Consider the following 17,975-nt stretch of genomic DNA (forward strand, 5'->3'; position numbering starts at 1 on the left):
GCGCAGAGTTAGACTAATCCACTGCTAAAGTACCCATCATGTTGAGCGTTAAAAATATCACTATCATTTATGTCATTTGGTGAGAACACATTTTCCCTTCTCTTTTGCCCTCATTTTCTGCATCATTGAATTTATTCACTTTTCATTTAAGGATGAGATTATGTCTGATATCAATGCACTGAAAGTGGCTCAACGTATTGATACCGTGCTGGATATCCTGGTCGCAGGCGATTATCACTCTGCTATTCGTAATCTCGAGATTTTAAAAAGCGAATTACTGACCCAGGCGGGGAGCGAACCCGCTTCCGATGCCCCTCAGCCGAAAGCGCCATGGGAGGTGTGAGGTATTCACGACCTCATGCGTGCTCCTTAGTGAGTTATCTCTGTTTTAACCATTAACCAACGGTGCTTACCGTTTTGATATGGATGCTATGAATTCCCGACAACAACAAATTCTGCAGATGGTGATCGACAGAGGGCGCGTCAGCGTCGTCGAGCTGGCGAAAACAACCGGCGTGTCGGAAGTGACCATCCGCCAGGATCTCAACCTGCTTGAAAAAATGAGTTATCTGCGTCGCGCGCACGGCTACGCGGTTCCGCTCGACAGTGAAGATGTTGAAACGCGGATGATGAATAACTATGCCCTGAAGCGTGAACTGGCGGAGTTTGCCGCCTCACTGGTGAACAACGGCGAAACGGTCTTCATTGAGAATGGCAGTAGCAATGCCCTGCTCGCCCGGACGCTGGCAGAGCAGAAAGAGGTGACTATCGTCACCGTCAGCAGCTATATCGCCCATCTGCTTAAGGAGACGCGCTGCGAAGTGATCCTGCTGGGCGGTATCTATCAGAAGAAGAGCGAAAGCATGGTTGGCCCGCTGACGCGGCAATATGTTCAGCAGGTGCATTTCAGTAAAGCCTTTATCGGCATCGATGGCTGGCAGCCTGAGACCGGCTTTACCGGGCGTGACATGATGCGTTCCGATGTCGTCAACGCGGTGCTGGAGAAAGGCGGCGAAGCGGTCGTACTGACCGATAGCTCCAAGTTTGGTGCTGTTCACCCTTATATGATGGGCCCCATCTCGCGCTTCAGCCGGGTCATTACGGATAACGGCCTTAAAGCGGAGCATCAGCAGCAATTAGAACGTGACGGACTCATCGTCGATATCGTAAAAAAACCTGAATGACCTCCCTCCTCTTCGCCCGATTATTCGGGCGAATTATCCCCTCGCGTTGTATGAGACTATTCCGACCATTTCTTTAAGACTATTTACCTGTCTGCTGAATGATTAAGACGTAAAATTAATGTTAGCGATATAACAGGAAGTAACTATCACCTGCGTGATTTTGTAACGCCTGCGCGACAAGGTTTCATGGATAACGGCAACTGAGTATGTAAATAAGCTATACTTAGATTGATTATGTGTTCCATGAATCAATAATTCAGGAGAACGTATTATGTCTTTACTTACCAGCAAGAAATTAACTGCCGCCGTGGTGGCAGTGACTCTGGCAATGTCTTTGAGCGCATGTTCCAACTGGTCCAAACGCGATCGTAACACCGCTATCGGCGCGGGTGCTGGTGCTATCGGTGGTTCAGTCCTGACCGATGGCAGCACGCTGGGTACCTTAGGTGGTGCAGCAGTCGGCGGTATTATCGGCCACCAGGTAGATTAATTAAGTTAGTCAGCTTCACGCTATTGAATTTAATGCCACGGCCAATGCCGTGGCTTATTTTTTCCTTTTTTAACCACCTGCCAGTTTGACTTTCATCCCTTTGGCTTCCAGCAGCGATTTAATAAGATCGCGTTTATCCCCCTGGATTTCTATTACGCCATCTTTTACTGCGCCGCCGCAGCCACATTTCTTTTTTAATTCCGCGGCTATCTGCACCAGCGTAGCATCGTCGGCATCAATACCGGTAACCAGACATACGCCCTTCCCTTTCCGCCCGCTGGTCTGGCGCTGAATACGCACAATACCGTCCCCTTTCGGTCGTTCTGGGGAAGATTTGGGTTCATCGATACGCCCGGTTTCAGTTGAGTAGACCAGACGACTGTTTGTATCGCGCATTACGCCCCCTTATTCAGTGATGCGTTGATGGCACGCAGGGTTTGCGCCGGATCGGCAGACTGGGTCACCGGACGCCCAATAACCATATAGTCTACGCCGGCAGTCTGCGCCTGTTCCGGCGTCATGATACGACGCTGATCGCCCGCATCGCTGCCCACCGGACGAATCCCTGGCGTCACCAGCTTGAAGGACTGACCCAGCTCGCTCTTAAAGCGAACCGCTTCCTGAGCGGAACAGACCACGCCATCGAGGCCAGAATTTTGGGTCAGGCGTGCCAGACGTTCTGCGTGCTCCGCTGGCGTGAGCGTAATGCCCAGCTCGAGCAAGTCGCTGGCTTCCATGCTGGTGAGCACGGTAACCGCAATTAAGAGCGGGGCATCGTTGCCAAACGGTATCAGCGCTTCGCGCGCTGCTGTCATCATTCGTGCACCGCCGGAGGCGTGAACGTTTACCATCCATACACCCAGATCTGCAGCTGCCGCTACGGCATGCGCGGTGGTGTTAGGAATGTCGTGAAATTTAAGGTCGAGGAAGATTTCAAACCCGCGCTGCTGCAGGTCACGGACGATTTGCGGCCCGAACAGCGTAAACATCTCTTTACCCACTTTCAGACGGCAGTCGCGTGGGTCGATGCGATCAACAAAAGCCAAAGCGTTATCACGATTGTTGTAATCAAGGGCGACAACAACAGGAGAGGATGTAACTACGCGGGAAGATGATGAAGCTAAAGACGTCATGACCTGGCCTTCTCGTCGATGGGCGCCGCACCGGCGCGGGATAGATAAACGGCGAGCATTCTACCTGTGAGTGCTAAAAATTAACAGAAAGCATTTAAATCCTGTCAGGCTACAGGCCGCACGGAGTCAAAGGGCCGCAGATGAATCACCAATAGTATGTTGTAACTAAAGTGAGATTTTTTAAAAATTATTGCCCATCCAGCCCGCGAATCGGCTTAATGGTATTCCATGCCCGGCACGACGGACAGTGCCAGTAAAGGGTATAGGCCGTAAAACCACACTTCTGACAGCGAAAACGCGGCTTGCTGCGTACCTGTTGACCCACCATGTCGCGCAGCACCATCAGACTCTCTTTGGCGCGCCCCTCTTCGGCATCATGAAGGTGATAGTCCATCAGTTTATGAAATACGCGCATGGTTGGATGGCGCTGTAGCTGACGGTTTATATAGAGCTGCGCAGTGTCGCTACCTTCATGCTGTTCGATGACATCTGCCAGCATCAGCTCGGCGCTGGCCCCGGTGTTCTCTTCCACGCAGCGGCGCAGGAAAGCGACCCACTCCTCGGGTTTGCCCAACTGCTGATAGCAGGTTTGCAGCATCTCTAAGGTTTCGCTAACTAACTCTTTATCTTGATCAATGACGCGCAGCAAGCTCTCCACGGCTTTGTTATATTCGCCTTTGGCCATAAACACCCGGCCGAGCATGATGGAGATACGCGCGCTATTACGATCCGCCGCGGCGCCTTTTTTCAGCAACGCAATAGCGCGATCCATGTCCTCGCTGCCCATCTGCTGCAGCGCAAGCTCGCAGTAGAAATGGGCAATTTCGCCGCGCTGTTTATCTTTACCCAATTTCACCAGCCGTTCAGCCACCTCAATCGCTTTTTGCCAGTCACTGGTGGCCTGGTAAATTTGCAATAACTGCTGCAGGGTGCTGATACGGAAATCGGTTTCGTCCACCAGTTGGTTGAACATATCTTCCGCGCGGTCATAAAGCCCGGCGGCCATGTAGTCACGACCAAGCTGTTGAACGGCAAGCAGGCGCTGGTCGTAGGTTAACGACGCGCTCTCCATTAAGGTCTGGTGAATACGAATTGCACGGTCAACTTCTCCGCGGGAGCGGAAGAGGTTACCGAGGGTGAGGTGAGCCTCAACGGTGCCGGTATCTTCTTTCAACATCTCAAGGAACAGGTCTACCGCTTTATCCTGTTGATTGCTCAGCAGGAAGTTAACCCCTGCCACATAGTCACGTGACAGGCGGTTGGCTTCATCCTGTTTTGTCTGTTGCGCACTTCTGCGGCCCATATACCAGCCATAGGCTGCGGCGACAGGCAAAAGCAGAAACAACAACTCCAGCATCTTCGATTATTCCTTCGCGACCGGCACACCTGAAGTTACCGGAACGTCGGCCGTGGGCGCGATCTGATATTCAAGACGTTTAATTTTTCGTTCAGCACGGGCCAACGAGACGCGTACTTTAAGCCAGAACAGCCCGCAAATTAGCCAGCCGATCGCAAAGCCTGCTGCAAAAAGCACCGCCAGCAGACTTGAAATTCGATACTCGCCCTGCGCCAGCAGATAATTGAAAGTTACCTGTTGATCGTTTTGCGAACCTAATGTGACGGAAATGACAAAAATCGCCAATACCAGTAAGAAAATGAGTAAATATTTCACATTACTTCCCGTTATGTGGTTTGAGCGAATAAAGTGTGTTCAACATACCGCAATCAGCCTTATAACCTATCATTTTAAGGGCTGACGCGAAACGGAAAAAGTCGCGCGCCAGATTAGGATCTGCGGGTTAAATCGCGATTTTCAACCGCGGTCAGCTTTCCGCGTCCCGGGTGGCGATTTCTCGCTCTTCTTCTTTCGGCGGCATCAGCGGTCCACAGACTCGCTCAGCAATCCAGGTGGCAAGCGTCACCAGCAGCCATGATATAAGCGTAGCGACGATCAGATCGACCGGCCAGTGCATTCCCAGGAGCAGACGGCTGCCCATCACCCCCGTGGCCCAGGCCAGCAGAACGACGATGGTGATGGTGCGCCGGCGTGGCCATAACAGCCCAACGCCCAGCAACGCCCAACTGGCGGCAAACATGGTGTGGCCCGAAGGAAAGGCAAAACCCGTCTCTTTTTGCCAGTGCTTGCGTAAGAATTTCGGAATATCCGTCTGCTCGGCCAACTGCTCTTTCACCAGTTCACCGCGCGCCTTACGCTTTAAATTGTAGAAGTCGTTTACCGGCACCTGGTGCTCTTTTTCGAGCCAGACTACATAAGGACGCGGTTCTTGCGCACGTTCTTTAACCCAGGATTTCACCCCCTGCCCCACGGCAATCGATCCCCCGAGAATGGCAAACAGCATGATGGCGGCACGTAGACGAAAGCGCAGACACCATAAGAACCAGAGGCAGAGTAGCGTATGGGTAATAATGCCCCAGGGTTGGGTGACGGTTTCGGTTACCCAGAACAGGGTTTTCAACCAGGCGCTGCTGCCTCCTGGCTGCCACTGCCAGCCGGAGATCCAGACGGCGGCGGGCATAATGAGCAATATCCCTGCTCCTACCGCCGTACGGCGGGCAATTGAAAGCATGTCGACTCCTTTTATCGGTAAGCCCAACAATCATAACCGAAAATTCATCGACAGGTAAAAATGTCGGATTGTGCGTTTAACGTTCGTATAGCGGGCGTGGATTAGGTGAACCTGCGCAGCTTGTGGCAAAATAAGCAGATAAAGAGAGCCGAACAGGCACATTTCTGGAGAATCACATGCAGCTTAAACGTGTGGCAGAAGCCAAACTGCCTACCCCCTGGGGCGATTTCCTGATGGTGGGTTTCGAAGAACTGGCAACCGGGCAGGATCATGTTGCGTTAGTCTACGGAGACATTTCCGGTCAGACGCCGGTACTGGCACGCGTGCACTCTGAATGTCTGACGGGCGACGCGTTGTTTAGCCTGCGTTGTGACTGCGGGTTCCAGCTCGAAGCTGCCCTCTCGCATATTGCTGAAGAGGGGCGCGGTATACTGATGTATCACCGCCAGGAAGGACGTAACATTGGCCTGCTGAATAAAATACGGGCCTATGCACTGCAGGATCAGGGTTACGATACCGTCGAAGCGAACCATCAACTGGGCTTCGCGGCCGATGAGCGTGATTTTACGCTGTGCGCGGATATGTTTAAGCTGCTGGGCGTAGACGAAGTGCGTCTGTTGACCAACAACCCACGTAAGGTCGAAATTCTGAGCGAAGCGGGCATCAATATCGTGGAGCGCGTACCGCTGATCGTCGGACGTAACCCGAAAAACGCCCATTATCTGGATACGAAAGCCGCCAAGATGGGCCATCTCCTCGGCGAATAAACGCGATAAAAATGAATGCCCGGCCATCGCTGCCGGGCATTTTTTTGCGTTAGTTAAGCATGTTTCGAATGACGTAATGCAGGATGCCGTCGTTCTGGTAGTAGGTTAACTCGGTTGCGGTATCAATACGGCAGCGGCATTCCAGCACTTCCGTTTTGCCGTCGGCACGCGTCAGCGTAACTGGCACGGTCGCACCCGGTTTCAGATTTTGAAGATCGCGAATATCGATCTTCTCCTCACCCGTCAGCCCCAGCGTTTTCCGTGATTCGCCCTGCGGGAACTCCAGCGGCAAGATGCCCATCCCAATCAGGTTTGAACGGTGGATACGCTCGAACGACTCGGCAATCACCACCCGCACGCCTAACAGACGTGGCCCTTTCGCCGCCCAGTCACGGCTGGAGCCAGAGCCATACTCTTTCCCGGCGATAACCGCCAGCGGCGTGCCTTCCTGCTGATAGGCCATGGCCGCATCGTAGATCGACACCACCTCGCTGCCCGGCAGGTGACGGGTCATGCCCCCCTCTACGCCCGGAACCATCTCATTACGAATGCGAATATTAGCAAAGGTACCGCGCATCATCACTTCGTGGTTACCCCTGCGTGAACCGTAGGAGTTAAAATCACGACGCTCTACACCGCGGCTTTGCAGGTAACGTCCTGCCGGGCTGTCGGCCTTAATGCTGCCCGCTGGGGAGATATGGTCCGTGGTCACCGAGTCCCCCAGCATTGCCAGGATCCGTGCCCCGTGGATATCCTCCAGCGGTTTTGGCTCGGTACCCATATCGTCAAAGAATGGGGAGAGACGAATATAGGTTGAGTCGCTCTGCCAGCTATAAGTATCTGAGCGTGCCACTTCGATATTTTTCCACTCGGGCGTGCCTTCAAAGACTTCGGCATACTCTTTGCGGAACATATCGGTTGAGACCTGCTCAACCGCGCGAGATATCTCCTGCGCCGATGGCCAGATATCTTTCAGGTAGACCGGGTCGCCTTTGCGGTCATGCCCCAGCGGATCGGTTGCCAGGTTGATATTCATGTTCCCCGCCAGCGCGTAAGCCACCACCAGCGGCGGCGAAGCCAGCCAGTTCGTTTTTATCAGGGGATGAATACGACCTTCAAAGTTACGATTGCCCGACAGCACCGCACCAACGGTGAGGTCACCCTGCTTAATCGCCTGTTCGATAGGCTCCGGCAGCGGCCCCGAGTTGCCGATACAGGTCGTACAACCGTATCCCACCAGGTTAAAGCCCAGCTCATCGAGGTATGGGGTAAGTCGGGCCTGCGCCAGGTAATCTGATACCACTTTCGAACCCGGTGCCAGCGAGGCTTTGACCCAAGGCTGACGCTTCAGGCCCAGCGTGACGGCTTTTTTCGCCAGCAGCCCGGCGGCCATCAGCACGCTGGGGTTGGAGGTATTGGTACAGGAGGTGATCGCCGCGATAGCCACCGCGCCGTCCGGCAGCTGGTAGGCGTGGCCGTTCATGGAATAATCGACGGGACGGCGATCTTTCTGCGCCGTATTGACCTCAAGCTCGGTGCTGGCGGCAAAGGCTTTCGGTACATCCCCCAGGGCAACACGATCCTGAGGGCGTTTTGGTCCGGCCAGGCTCGCCTCTACGCTGCCCATGTCCAGCGCCAGCGTACTGGTGAAGACGGGCTCATCTCCCGCATTACGCCACATACCTTGCGCCTTGGCATAGGCTTCTACCAGTGCCACCTGCTCCTCGCTGCGGCCACTCAGACGCATATAGTCGAGGGTGACGCCATCGATAGGGAAGAAGCCGCAGGTTGCGCCATATTCTGGCGCCATATTGGCGATGGTGGCGCGGTCCGCCAGCGGAAGAGAATCCAGTCCGTCCCCGTAAAATTCGACGAATTTGCCCACTACCCCGTGCTTACGCAGCATCTGGGTGACGGTCAATACAAGGTCAGTGGCGGTGATGCCCTCACTGAGTTTGCCGGTCAGTTTGAAACCGACCACATCAGGAATAAGCATTGATACCGGTTGACCAAGCATCGCCGCTTCGGCTTCGATACCGCCGACGCCCCACCCCAATACCCCAAGGCCGTTGATCATGGTGGTATGCGAGTCCGTGCCAACCAGCGTGTCCGGATAGGCCACCCACTCTTTATCCTGAAGTTCGCTCCAGACCGCTCTGCCCAGATATTCAAGGTTCACCTGATGGCAAATCCCCGTTCCGGGCGGTACGACACTGAAGCGGCTAAATGCCTGTTGTCCCCACTTCAGGAAGACGTAGCGCTCGTGGTTGCGCTCCATTTCCAGACGCACGTTCTCTTCAAAGGCATCGTCGTCACCAAAGTGGTCAACGGTAACGGAGTGGTCGATAACAAGGTCAACGGGGGAGAGAGGATTCACTTTTGCGGTATCACCGCCCAGGCGTTTAACGGCTTCACGCATGGCGGCCAGGTCAACAACAGCAGGCACGCCCGTAAAGTCCTGCATTAAAACCCTGGCGGGGCGGTAGGCGATCTCCCGGTCAGCATGGGCGGTTTTCAACCAGCCGGCGAGCGCGCGAATATCTTCAAGCGTGACGGAAGTTTCGTCCTGCCAGCGCAGCAGGTTTTCCAGCAACACTTTTAACGACTTGGGTAGACGCGCAATATCCCCAAGTTCCCTGGCAGCCAGCGGCAGACTGTAGTAATGGTAAGTTTTATTCTCAGCCTGCAATGTGTCCTTACTGGCTTCGCGTAGGGTTAACGACATAAGCTCCTCCTTAATTACAGGGATTGCGATGTCCTGACAGTTATCAGGGCTGTAATTAAAGATAACACAAAGAGAACGTAACGTTTTGATAACAACCCAAATTGATAAATTAGCGGGATAAATCTGAATAAAGACGCATAAAAAACCCCGCACACAGGCGGGGTTTTTAAGCAATCAGTTGATTGTCATCCAGATTAGCTGGCACCAGAAAAGGATCGACAGTGAAAACGCGCCCATCCAGGACCAGTATTTGATACTGCGCATATTATTCATCATTGCGACACCAGTCATATATTTATTCGTAAGGGTTGAGGTTTTACTCAGTAATATTGCTGATGTGTATTTATTAATGAGTACAAAAGCGCGGCGAGTAATTGGACAATTACGCGGAGCGGCAAAAACTAAATTATTGTTTTTTCGGTTCGTCTTCTGCGAACGCGTCAATAAAAGCTTTCTGCTGCGGCGACAGCTTCCAAGAAGCCGGCACGTTAGCCTTTTCAGGTTTACGCGTGTCGCGCGCTGTGTCACGGTGCTGACACATTAGCTTGATGGTTTCAAACCGCTCCTGAACAGCCATAGTTAACCCCAAAAGTGCCAGACGAGGAGCGCAACGACCACCCAAAACAGTGCTGAGCCAAGGAATACGGCCAGCCAGGCTTTACGCTTGAGCTGCGGGTCCCTTTGCGGTTCTTCACTTCCTGATGGCATTGCTATCCTCTTGCAATCGATTTCGCTTATCATTTCGATACCAAACAATCGGCATAAGTAATCATGGTTGAGATAAATCCTAAAAGAACTTTAGACGAAAATCCAGTGAATTTACGAATCCTAAGCCATTAAATAGTTAATCTTTTGACCGGAAATAAATAATTGAAACGAAGAATTTGCGAAGCGGGATAATATTTTCTACTTTTGTCGCAAATTTGCGACAGTTTAGTCTGGCGAAGGGAGAAATTGGGCGGGTTAAACGAAGATGATGATAATTCTAATTTAGGTTAAGCCATTAAAGACGGTATCTTTCCGCAGGGGAAAGATACCGGATGTGATTATTTTTCCGGAAGTTTAATATCTTTAAACATCGCTTCGATATCTTCATTCGAGCGTAACGCGACGGCGGTATCCACCACATCGCGCGTCAAATGAGGCGCGAAACGTTGAATGAAATCATACATGTAACTGCGCAAGAAGGTGCTTCGACGGAAACCGATTTTGGTCGTACTGTGGCTAAATACGCCCTGCGCATCCAGACGGACTAAATCCGGATCGGAGACGGGATCGACCGCCATACTGGCAATCACCCCTACCCCAAGCCCCAGACGAACGTAAGTTTTAATGACGTCGGCATCAGTGGCGGTAAAGACGATACGCGGCGTCAGCCCGGCACGATTAAATGCGGTATCCAGCTCTGAGCGTCCGGTAAAGCCAAAGGTGTAGGTCACCAGCGGGTACTGGGCCAGTTCCTCAATAGAGACGGAGCTTTTCGCCGCTAAGGGGTGATCCGGAGTTACTACGATAGAGCGGTTCCAGTGATAGCATGGCAGCATGACCAGATCGTCGTACAGGTGCAGGGCCTCCGTAGCAATCGCAAAGTCTGCATTGCCTTTCGATACCGCCTCAGCAATTTGCGTAGGCGACCCCTGGTGCATATGCAGTGATACGCGCGGATAACGCTCAATGAAACCCTTAATAACGCCTGGCAGCGCATAACGCGCCTGGGTGTGGGTCGTCGCAATATAGAGCGAACCTTTATCAGGCCAGGTGTGTTCGCCCGCCACGGATTTGATGGCATCCACTTTGGATAGTACTTCGCGGGCAATACGAATAATTTCCTGTCCGGCGGGGGTAACCTGCGTCAGGTGTTTACCGCTACGGGCAAAGATTTGGATGCCCAGCTCATCTTCAAGCATACGCACCTGCTTGCTGATACCGGGCTGGGAGGTATAAAGACCTTCTGCGGTCGAAGAGACATTGAGGTTGTGATTAACGACCTCAACAATATAGCGAAGCTGTTGTAGTTTCATGCCAGACCATCCGATTTAACGCACACGGGCAATCGCTTAAGACGATTTGATAATAAGAAAGGGGTTAACTATAACCACTATATCATTTATATCATCACTGTATAGTACGGAACTAAAAATAATAAGAATGTAATAAAAAAGGGCCGGAGATCCGGCCCTTTTACAGGTAAGTTACGGTATGTAAAGGTTATTTCTTACCTTCAACCCATTTACCGTCAACGAAGAATGCAGACCAGCCAGTGGCTTTGCCCTCTTTTTCCGCTGCAACATACTGCTGTTTCGTTTTACGGCTAAAGCGGACCACGGTCTTGTTCCCTTCTGGATCCTGCTGCGGCGCATCAGCCAGATAACGCAGTTTTTCCGGCAAGCGGTCGCGGAAGCGGTACAGCTCTTCCACTAATGGCGCGCGGGTTTCGCGAGATTTCGGGAAGGTGTTAGCCGCCAGGAAGACCCCTGCAGCACCGTCGCGCAGTACAAAGTAAGCGTCCGATTTTTCGCATGGCAGTTCAGGCAGCGGAACCGGATCTTCTTTCGGCGGCGCCACTTCACCGTTACGCAGAATCTTACGCGTATTTTTACACTCGTCGTTTGTACAAGCCATGTATTTGCCAAAACGCCCCATTTTCAGGTGCATTTCAGAACCACATTTTTCGCACTCTACAATCGGGCCGTCATAGCCTTTGATACGGAACTCGCCCTCTTCGATCTCGTATCCATCGCAGGTTGGGTTATTACCACAAACGTGCAATTTGCGTTTCGGATCGATCAGGTAGCTGTCCATCGCCGTGCCACATTTCTGGCAACGACGTTTGGCGCGCAACGCGTTGGTCTCTGCGTCATCACCTTCCAGTACGTTAAGAACTTCGTTCTCTGGCACCAGGTTAATGGTGGTTTTGCAACGCTCTTTCGGCGTCAGCGCGTAACCGGAGCAGCCCAGGAAGACACCGGTGGTCGCAGTACGGATACCCATTTTGCGGCCACAGGTCGGGCAATCGATGCTGGTCAGCACCATCTGGTTCGGCTGCATGCCGCCCTCTTCCGGCGCCTTTTCCGCTTTATCCAGCTGAAGGGTGAAGTCGCTGAAGAAGCTATCGAGCACCTTCTTCCATTCCGCCTGATGGTTCGCCACCTGATCGAGACGATCTTCCATCTGGGCGGTAAAGTCGTAGTTCATTAGCTCGCGGAAGTTGTCTTCCAGACGGTCGGTGACAATTTCTCCCATCTTCTCGGCGTAGAAACGACGACTCTCAACGCGTACATAGCCGCGGTCCTGGATGGTGGAGATGATTGACGCGTAAGTCGACGGACGACCAATACCGCGTTTTTCTAACTCTTTAACCAGTGACGCTTCGCTAAAACGTGCCGGCGGCTTAGTAAAGTGCTGAGCCGGGGTTAATTCAACCAGCGAGAGTGTGTCGCCCTTATTCACTGCCGGCAGGGTGCGGTCTTCATCACCTTTACGCAGCGCAGGCATCACTTTAGTCCAGCCGTCGAAGCGCAGAATGCGTCCGCGCGCTTTCAGGCGGAAATCACCCGCAGCAACGGTCAAGGTTGTGGAGTCGTACTGGGCCGGGTTCATCTGGCAGGCAACAAACTGACGCCAGATCAGTTGATAAAGTTTCTGCGCGTCCGCTTCCATATCTTTCAGCGATTCAGCGGAGACGGCTACATCAGAAGGACGAATCGCTTCGTGCGCTTCCTGAGAGTTTTCTTTGCTCGCATACTGGTTCGCACTCTCCGGCAGATATTTCTTACCGAAGTTATCGCTGATGTAATCCCGCACCATGCTCACAGCATCCTGACTGAGGTTCGTCGAGTCAGTACGCATATAGGTGATGTAGCCTGCTTCATACAGACGCTGCGCCATCATCATGGTTTTCTTCACGCCGAAGCCCAGACGGGTACTTGCCGCCTGCTGCAGGGTGGAGGTGATAAATGGTGCGCCAGGCTTGCTGGAGGTCGGTTTGTCTTCACGCTCCACCACGTCGTAACGTGCTTTTTCCAGCAGCGCCACGGCAGCCATGGTCTGGTCGCGGTTTTCCGGACGAAACGGCTTGTCGTTCTGATGCGTGACTTCCAGCGGCAGTTCATCGCCAGCCGGGGTAGTAACGTTGGCATTGATATCCCAGAACTCTTCCGGGACGAATGCTTTAATCTCACGCTCGCGCTCTACGACCAGGCGTACCGCTACTGACTGAACACGTCCGGCGGACAGCCCACGGGCAATTTTTTTCCACAGCAGCGGAGAGACCATGTAACCCACAACGCGGTCCATAAAACGACGAGCCTGTTGCGCATTTACACGATCGATATTCAGTTCGCCCGGCTTTTCAAACGCCTGACGAATCGCATTCTTGGTAATTTCGTTAAATACGACACGGCTATAGCGTGTCTCGTCGCCACCGATGATCTCCCGCAGGTGCCATGCAATGGCCTCCCCTTCGCGGTCAAGGTCGGTTGCGAGATAGATGTGGTCTGCTTTTTCAGCCAGCTGTTTCAGCTCGTTGACAACTTTCTCTTTTCCTGGCAGCACTTCATATTGTGCCTGCCAGTCATGCCAGGGATCGACCCCCATGCGGTTGACGAGCGCACTACGTTCATCCTTTTTAGGCTTTTTAGCCCCTTTGGTGGAGGTAGAGTCTGCGCTCTTTTTACTGGCTGAGCCACTGGTCGGCAAATCGCGGATATGACCGACGCTGGACTTAACCACGTAGTCACTACCCAGATACTTATTGATCGTTTTGGCTTTTGCCGGGGACTCAACGATAACGAGAGCTTTACCCATAATCACCTTTACCTAATTTGTTTCTTCCAGGAATACGTCGCACGTAATTTCACCTTCCACTGGCGACGAGCCATTTATATTGCGACATCCCCGGTGGATATCAACCCCCTGCGGTTTCCGGACGACAACGCGTCTTTCTCCAGGCGGTTGAGTTAACGGGCTTTTTCTCGCATCAACGTGACTGCACGACGAAGTTTAGGTCGAATGTCAAGCAAATCTATTGCCAGAATGACGAAAGCGCACACTCTACCTGATATAATTCGTTACGCAACTTTATTAGCATGCAAAAGCAAATCTCGCCAGCGGGGTCAGCAGGATAAACCCACTGCTAAAACAGGGAAAATTTGCCCACTTCATCGCTGCGGCGTAGACTATTGTCACTGTTTAAGGAGTGGATTATGCAGCAAACGACCCAACCTGTTGACCGAGCCACGTTGCTCGCAGAAGCAAATAAACTGATTCGTGAACATGAAGACACCCTGGCCGGCATTGAAGCCACGGGCGTCGAGCAGCGCAACGGCGTGCTGGTGTTCAGCGGTGAGTATTTCCTTGATGAGCAAGGGCTTCCAACCCCAAAAAGCACCGCGGTGTTTAATATGTTTAAATACCTGGCGCATACGCTCTCGGAAAAGTATCACCTTGTTGATTAAAAAAACGCGAGGCCTTGGCCTCGCGTTTTAGTTACAGCAGCGGTTTTTGACCGCGCTGAAGCCAGCGTAGCAGAAGGCGATCGGCGCTCTCAGCCGCGCTGTTGGTGAAGCGGTCAGTCAGGCGTTTACGCTGGACAAACCGTACCCCTACCAGTTCATGGTTTTCCATCAGGCCCAGCAGCAGATCGTCGCTGGTCCCCACTTCGTCAACCAGCCCTTTCTCCTGCGCCTGGACACCGTACCAGTGCTCACCGGTTGCAACCTGATCAATATCCAGTGACGGACGCATCTGCTTAACGAAATCTTTAAACAGATGATGAGTTTCATTAAGATCTTCGCGAAACTTCTGCCGCCCCTCTTCGGTGTTTTCACCTAACAGCGTCAGGGTGCGTTTGTACTGCCCCGCCGTGTGCAACTCGATATCAATATCTTTGCTTTTCAGAAAGCGGTTGAAGTTAGGGATCTGCGCTACCACGCCAATCGACCCGATAATCGAGAATGGCGCCGCGACAATTTTGTCCGCCACGCAGGCCATCATGTAGCCGCCGCTTGCCGCGACTTTGTCGACCGCGATCGTCAGAGGGATCTGCTTGTCACGTAAGCGCTGCAGCTGCGAGGCTGCCAGGCCATAACCGTGCACCACCCCACCAGGGCTTTCGAGTCGTACCACCACTTTATCTTGCGGTTTGGCAACGGCAATAACAGCGGTTACCTCTTCACGCAGGGAAGCCACCTCATGCGCATCCATACTCCCTTTAAAATCCAGCACATAGACGCGCGGTTTTGTCGGCTCGTCTCGCTGCTCCTGTTTAGCCTTCGCTTTAGCGGCTTTGGCTTCCTGCTTGTGTTTCTTCTTCTGGGCTTTATGCCACAGCTTTTGCTGATGTTTGTCGAGCAGGGAGACCGACATATCTTCCTGCATTTCGCTGTACTGCTCGCTCAAACGGGTAATACGTAACTCGCCGCGCTGACGCTTGCGCTGCGTCAGGTTAACAATGAGAACTGCGATTATCGCAATGGCAATCACCACCGTTGCGATTTTCGCCAGAAATAAACCATATTCAGAGAGTAATTCCACGCGTCCACCTTGATTTAACCACTTGTTTTCGCACCCAGTGTACAACAGCCATGGCCGGGCGTCTCGCTTGTGAAGTTACCCTTGCGATCGCGCTTCCGGAATGGTTAAACCGCCGCGAAATGTTTGCAAATTGTTAATTTCACTACCAAGTCTCCGGTAGACTGATTGAAATCACACGCGCTTTCGGGCATAAACCCGAAAAGCGTAGAGAGCAGACGCAGAAAACATGCGTGCCAGAGGAGTTACCGTGCACTATCAACCGAAAAAAGATCTACTGCAAAACCGTATTATTTTGGTCACCGGCGCCAGCGACGGCATTGGCCTTGAAGCAGCCTTGACCTATGCCCGCCACGGCGCCAGCGTGATCCTGCTGGGCCGTAACGAAGAGAAATTACGCGCTGCGGCCGACGATGTCGCCCAGGTGAGCCCGCATCCGGTGCGCTGGTATACACTGGATCTCCTGACCTGCACCCCTGAGAGCTGTCAGGCCCTGGCGCAGCGCATTGCCGCCCACTACCCTCGCCTCGACGGGGTGCTGCATAACGCCGGTTTACTGGGGGAAGTGCGCCCGATGGATGAACAGGATCCGGTGTTGTGGGAGCAAGTGATGCAGGTCAACGTCAACGGTACTTTTTTCCTGACTCAGGCATTGCTTCCTTTATTACTGAAGTCAGACTCTGGCTCGCTGGTCTTTACCTCTTCCAGCGTTGGCCGTCAGGGGCGTGCCAACTGGGGCGCTTATGCCGTCTCGAAATTCGCTACTGAGGGGATGATGCAGGTTCTGGCAGAAGAATATCAGAGCCGTCATCTGCGCGTGAACTGTATTAACCCAGGAGGTACGCGTACCAAAATGCGTGCCAGCGCATTCCCGACGGAAGATCCGGACAAACTCAAAACACCTGCCGACATTATGCCGCTCTATTTATGGCTGATGGGCGATGATAGCCGCCGGAAAACCGGTATGACTTTTGATGCCCAACCGGGCCGTAAACCAGGGATTTCCCAATGAGTGATGATCGTCATCAGCAGCGCCAGCAGCGGTTAAAAGAACAGGTCGACGCCCGCGTTGCCGCCGCTCAGGACGAGCGTGGAATTATTATTGTCTTTACGGGCAATGGTAAGGGTAAAACTACCGCCGCGTTTGGCACCGCCACTCGCGCGGTCGGTCACGGTCAAAAGGTCGGCGTAATCCAGTTTATTAAAGGCGAATGGCCAAACGGCGAGCGTAATCTGTTGGAACCGCATGGGGTAGAGTTTCAGGTGATGGCAACCGGGTTTACCTGGGACACGCAAAACCGGGAGACTGACACCGCCGCCTGCCTGGCAGTCTGGCAGCATGCCGAGCGGATGCTGGCTGATCCCAGCCTGAACATGGTGCTCCTGGATGAGATTACCTATATGGTGGCCTACGACTATCTGCCGCTTGAAAGGGTCATCACCGCGCTGCAAAACCGGCCAGCTCATCAGACGGTGATCGTGACCGGGCGTGGTTGTCACAGAGATATTCTGGAGATAGCAGATACCGTTAGTGAGCTACGTCCGGTCAAACATGCGTTTGATGCCGGGGTGAAAGCGCAAATCGGTATCGACTATTAAGAAAAAACCCGGCAATGCCGGGTTTGATTTTTTAACCGTTATTGTTACGGCTGCCTGAGCGGCGACCGGTGCTCACCTGGCTGTGGCGCTTCACCGCACGGCGGATCTGGTTCGCCTTCATGCGACGGCGATCTTTCTCAACCGCCACCTTGGAGGTGGTTTCTGGCGTCAGCCCCACCAGCTCGCGCAGGTAGTTCGTCTGGGTTAAATCCAGCTCGGTGTAACCACCGCGAGGCAAACCTTTCGGCAGGAGGATGTCGCCGTAGCGCACGCGAATCAGGCGGCTGACCTGCACGCCCACGGCTTCCCACAGACGGCGCACTTCACGGTTACGGCCTTCGGTCAGGGTCACGTTGTACCACTGGTTGATGCCTTCACCGCCGGTGAATTTGATGGTTTTAAATGCTGCCGGACCATCTTCAAGCTGCACACCGCGCGACAGGTCGCGCACTTTATTGTCGTCGACTTCACCAAACACGCGTACCGCGTATTCACGCTCAACTTCACGACTTGGGTGCATCAGACGGTTGGCCAGTTCACCATCGGTAGTGAACAGCAGCAGCCCGCAGGTGTTAACGTCCAGACGGCCCACGGCAATCCAGCGCGCACCGCGCAATTTCGGCAGGCGATCGAAGACGGTAGGACGCCCTTCAGGATCGTTACGGGTACAGAGTTCGCCTTCTGGCTTATAGTAAGCCAGCACGCGGCAGATCTGCTCCGCCGACTCTTTTACCGAGATCAGATGTCCGTCGATACGGATCTTCAGTCCCGGTACGATCTCAACGCGATCGCCCAGCGTAGCGATTTTGCCGTCTACACTGACGCGACCTGCTTCAATAATGGTTTCGATTTCACGGCGTGAACCGTGGCCAGCACGCGCCAGCACTTTCTGTAATTTCTCGCTCATTGAGCTTCCTTCAGGTGTCGCCTTCACAGGCGTCGAACAGGATTCATTATA

At 53.2% G+C, this 17,975-nt stretch carries 20 protein-coding genes; 7 read left to right on the forward strand and 13 right to left on the reverse strand.

Annotated features, from left to right (window positions below; all coding sequences use genetic code 11):
• Window positions 1-160 precede the first annotated feature (160 nt).
• From JZ655_RS11525 to osmB, 3 genes are all read left to right on the forward strand, one after another.
• The gene (locus tag JZ655_RS11525; RefSeq protein WP_040075375.1) at window positions 161-343 is read left to right on the forward strand and encodes a YciZ family protein; all 183 of its coding nucleotides are present in this window, start codon (window positions 161-163) and stop codon (window positions 341-343) included.
• 88 nt (window positions 344-431) lie between these two features.
• Window positions 432-1,184, forward strand: coding sequence for a DNA-binding transcriptional regulator YciT (gene yciT, locus JZ655_RS11530; RefSeq protein ID WP_207291842.1), 753 nt, complete (start codon window positions 432-434; stop codon window positions 1,182-1,184).
• A 271-nt stretch (window positions 1,185-1,455) separates the two neighbouring features.
• Window positions 1,456-1,674, forward strand: coding sequence for an osmotically-inducible lipoprotein OsmB (osmB, locus tag JZ655_RS11535; RefSeq protein ID WP_040075373.1), 219 nt, complete (start codon window positions 1,456-1,458; stop codon window positions 1,672-1,674).
• Window positions 1,675-1,743: 69 nt separating this feature from the next.
• On the opposite strand, the gene yciH is transcribed toward osmB, so the two are convergent.
• From yciH to pgpB, 5 genes are all read right to left on the reverse strand, one after another.
• The gene (gene yciH, locus JZ655_RS11540) at window positions 1,744-2,070 is read right to left on the reverse strand and encodes a stress response translation initiation inhibitor YciH (protein ID WP_046885220.1); all 327 of its coding nucleotides are present in this window, start codon (window positions 2,068-2,070) and stop codon (window positions 1,744-1,746) included.
• Entirely contained in the window at window positions 2,070-2,807 is a 738-nt protein-coding gene (pyrF, locus tag JZ655_RS11545) for an orotidine-5'-phosphate decarboxylase (protein ID WP_207291843.1), read from the reverse strand. Before pyrF ends, yciH begins: the two co-directional genes overlap by 1 nt.
• Before the next feature lie 187 nt (window positions 2,808-2,994).
• The gene (lapB, locus tag JZ655_RS11550; protein WP_207291844.1) at window positions 2,995-4,164 is read right to left on the reverse strand and encodes a lipopolysaccharide assembly protein LapB; all 1,170 of its coding nucleotides are present in this window, start codon (window positions 4,162-4,164) and stop codon (window positions 2,995-2,997) included.
• A gap of 6 nt (window positions 4,165-4,170) precedes the next feature.
• A complete protein-coding gene (locus tag JZ655_RS11555) occupies window positions 4,171-4,479 on the reverse strand; it encodes a LapA family protein (RefSeq protein WP_207291845.1) in 309 nt (102 codons plus the stop codon).
• A gap of 151 nt (window positions 4,480-4,630) precedes the next feature.
• Entirely contained in the window at window positions 4,631-5,395 is a 765-nt protein-coding gene (gene pgpB / locus JZ655_RS11560; protein WP_207291846.1) for a phosphatidylglycerophosphatase B, read from the reverse strand.
• 176 nt (window positions 5,396-5,571) lie between these two features.
• Between pgpB and ribA the strand changes: the two genes are divergently transcribed.
• Window positions 5,572-6,162, forward strand: coding sequence for a GTP cyclohydrolase II (gene ribA / locus JZ655_RS11565; RefSeq protein WP_040075365.1), 591 nt, complete (start codon window positions 5,572-5,574; stop codon window positions 6,160-6,162).
• Between the two features lie 49 nt (window positions 6,163-6,211).
• Here ribA and acnA read toward each other — a convergent pair whose 3' ends face one another.
• The 6 genes from acnA to topA form a co-directional block, all read right to left on the reverse strand.
• Window positions 6,212-8,887 (reverse strand): aconitate hydratase AcnA, encoded by a 2,676-nt coding sequence (gene acnA, locus JZ655_RS11570; protein WP_207291847.1) that lies wholly within the window; start codon window positions 8,885-8,887, stop codon window positions 6,212-6,214.
• Window positions 8,888-9,061: 174 nt separating this feature from the next.
• Entirely contained in the window at window positions 9,062-9,160 is a 99-nt protein-coding gene (gene ymiC / locus JZ655_RS21395; RefSeq protein ID WP_327061775.1) for a small membrane protein YmiC, read from the reverse strand.
• A gap of 133 nt (window positions 9,161-9,293) precedes the next feature.
• Window positions 9,294-9,464 (reverse strand): hypothetical protein, encoded by a 171-nt coding sequence (locus tag JZ655_RS11575; protein WP_207291848.1) that lies wholly within the window; start codon window positions 9,462-9,464, stop codon window positions 9,294-9,296.
• A 2-nt stretch (window positions 9,465-9,466) separates the two neighbouring features.
• A complete protein-coding gene (locus JZ655_RS11580) occupies window positions 9,467-9,628 on the reverse strand; it encodes a YmiA family putative membrane protein (protein WP_080346611.1) in 162 nt (53 codons plus the stop codon).
• A gap of 305 nt (window positions 9,629-9,933) precedes the next feature.
• Entirely contained in the window at window positions 9,934-10,908 is a 975-nt protein-coding gene (cysB, locus tag JZ655_RS11585) for an HTH-type transcriptional regulator CysB (protein ID WP_040075362.1), read from the reverse strand.
• A 187-nt stretch (window positions 10,909-11,095) separates the two neighbouring features.
• Window positions 11,096-13,693, reverse strand: a complete 2,598-nt coding sequence (gene topA / locus JZ655_RS11590) for a type I DNA topoisomerase (protein ID WP_040075361.1) — start codon at window positions 13,691-13,693, stop codon at window positions 11,096-11,098.
• Between the two features lie 398 nt (window positions 13,694-14,091).
• Between topA and JZ655_RS11595 the strand changes: the two genes are divergently transcribed.
• Window positions 14,092-14,343, forward strand: coding sequence for a YciN family protein (locus tag JZ655_RS11595; RefSeq protein ID WP_040075359.1), 252 nt, complete (start codon window positions 14,092-14,094; stop codon window positions 14,341-14,343).
• Window positions 14,344-14,374: 31 nt separating this feature from the next.
• Here the strand turns inward: JZ655_RS11595 and sohB are convergent, their stop codons facing one another.
• Window positions 14,375-15,421, reverse strand: a complete 1,047-nt coding sequence (sohB, locus tag JZ655_RS11600; RefSeq protein WP_040075358.1) for a protease SohB — start codon at window positions 15,419-15,421, stop codon at window positions 14,375-14,377.
• 247 nt (window positions 15,422-15,668) lie between these two features.
• Between sohB and JZ655_RS11605 the strand changes: the two genes are divergently transcribed.
• Window positions 15,669-16,430 (forward strand): YciK family oxidoreductase, encoded by a 762-nt coding sequence (locus JZ655_RS11605; RefSeq protein ID WP_040075357.1) that lies wholly within the window; start codon window positions 15,669-15,671, stop codon window positions 16,428-16,430.
• Window positions 16,427-17,017 carry a cob(I)yrinic acid a,c-diamide adenosyltransferase gene (gene cobO, locus JZ655_RS11610; protein WP_046885212.1) on the forward strand — a complete coding sequence of 197 codons (591 nt, stop codon included), beginning with the start codon at window positions 16,427-16,429 and terminating at the stop codon, window positions 17,015-17,017. Before JZ655_RS11605 ends, cobO begins: the two co-directional genes overlap by 4 nt.
• Before the next feature lie 31 nt (window positions 17,018-17,048).
• On the opposite strand, the gene rluB is transcribed toward cobO, so the two are convergent.
• A complete protein-coding gene (gene rluB, locus JZ655_RS11615; protein ID WP_040075355.1) occupies window positions 17,049-17,924 on the reverse strand; it encodes a 23S rRNA pseudouridine(2605) synthase RluB in 876 nt (291 codons plus the stop codon).
• Window positions 17,925-17,975 lie beyond the last annotated feature (51 nt).

Source organism: Leclercia pneumoniae (assembly GCF_017348915.1).
Classification (GTDB): Bacteria; Pseudomonadota; Gammaproteobacteria; order Enterobacterales; family Enterobacteriaceae; genus Enterobacter; species Enterobacter pneumoniae.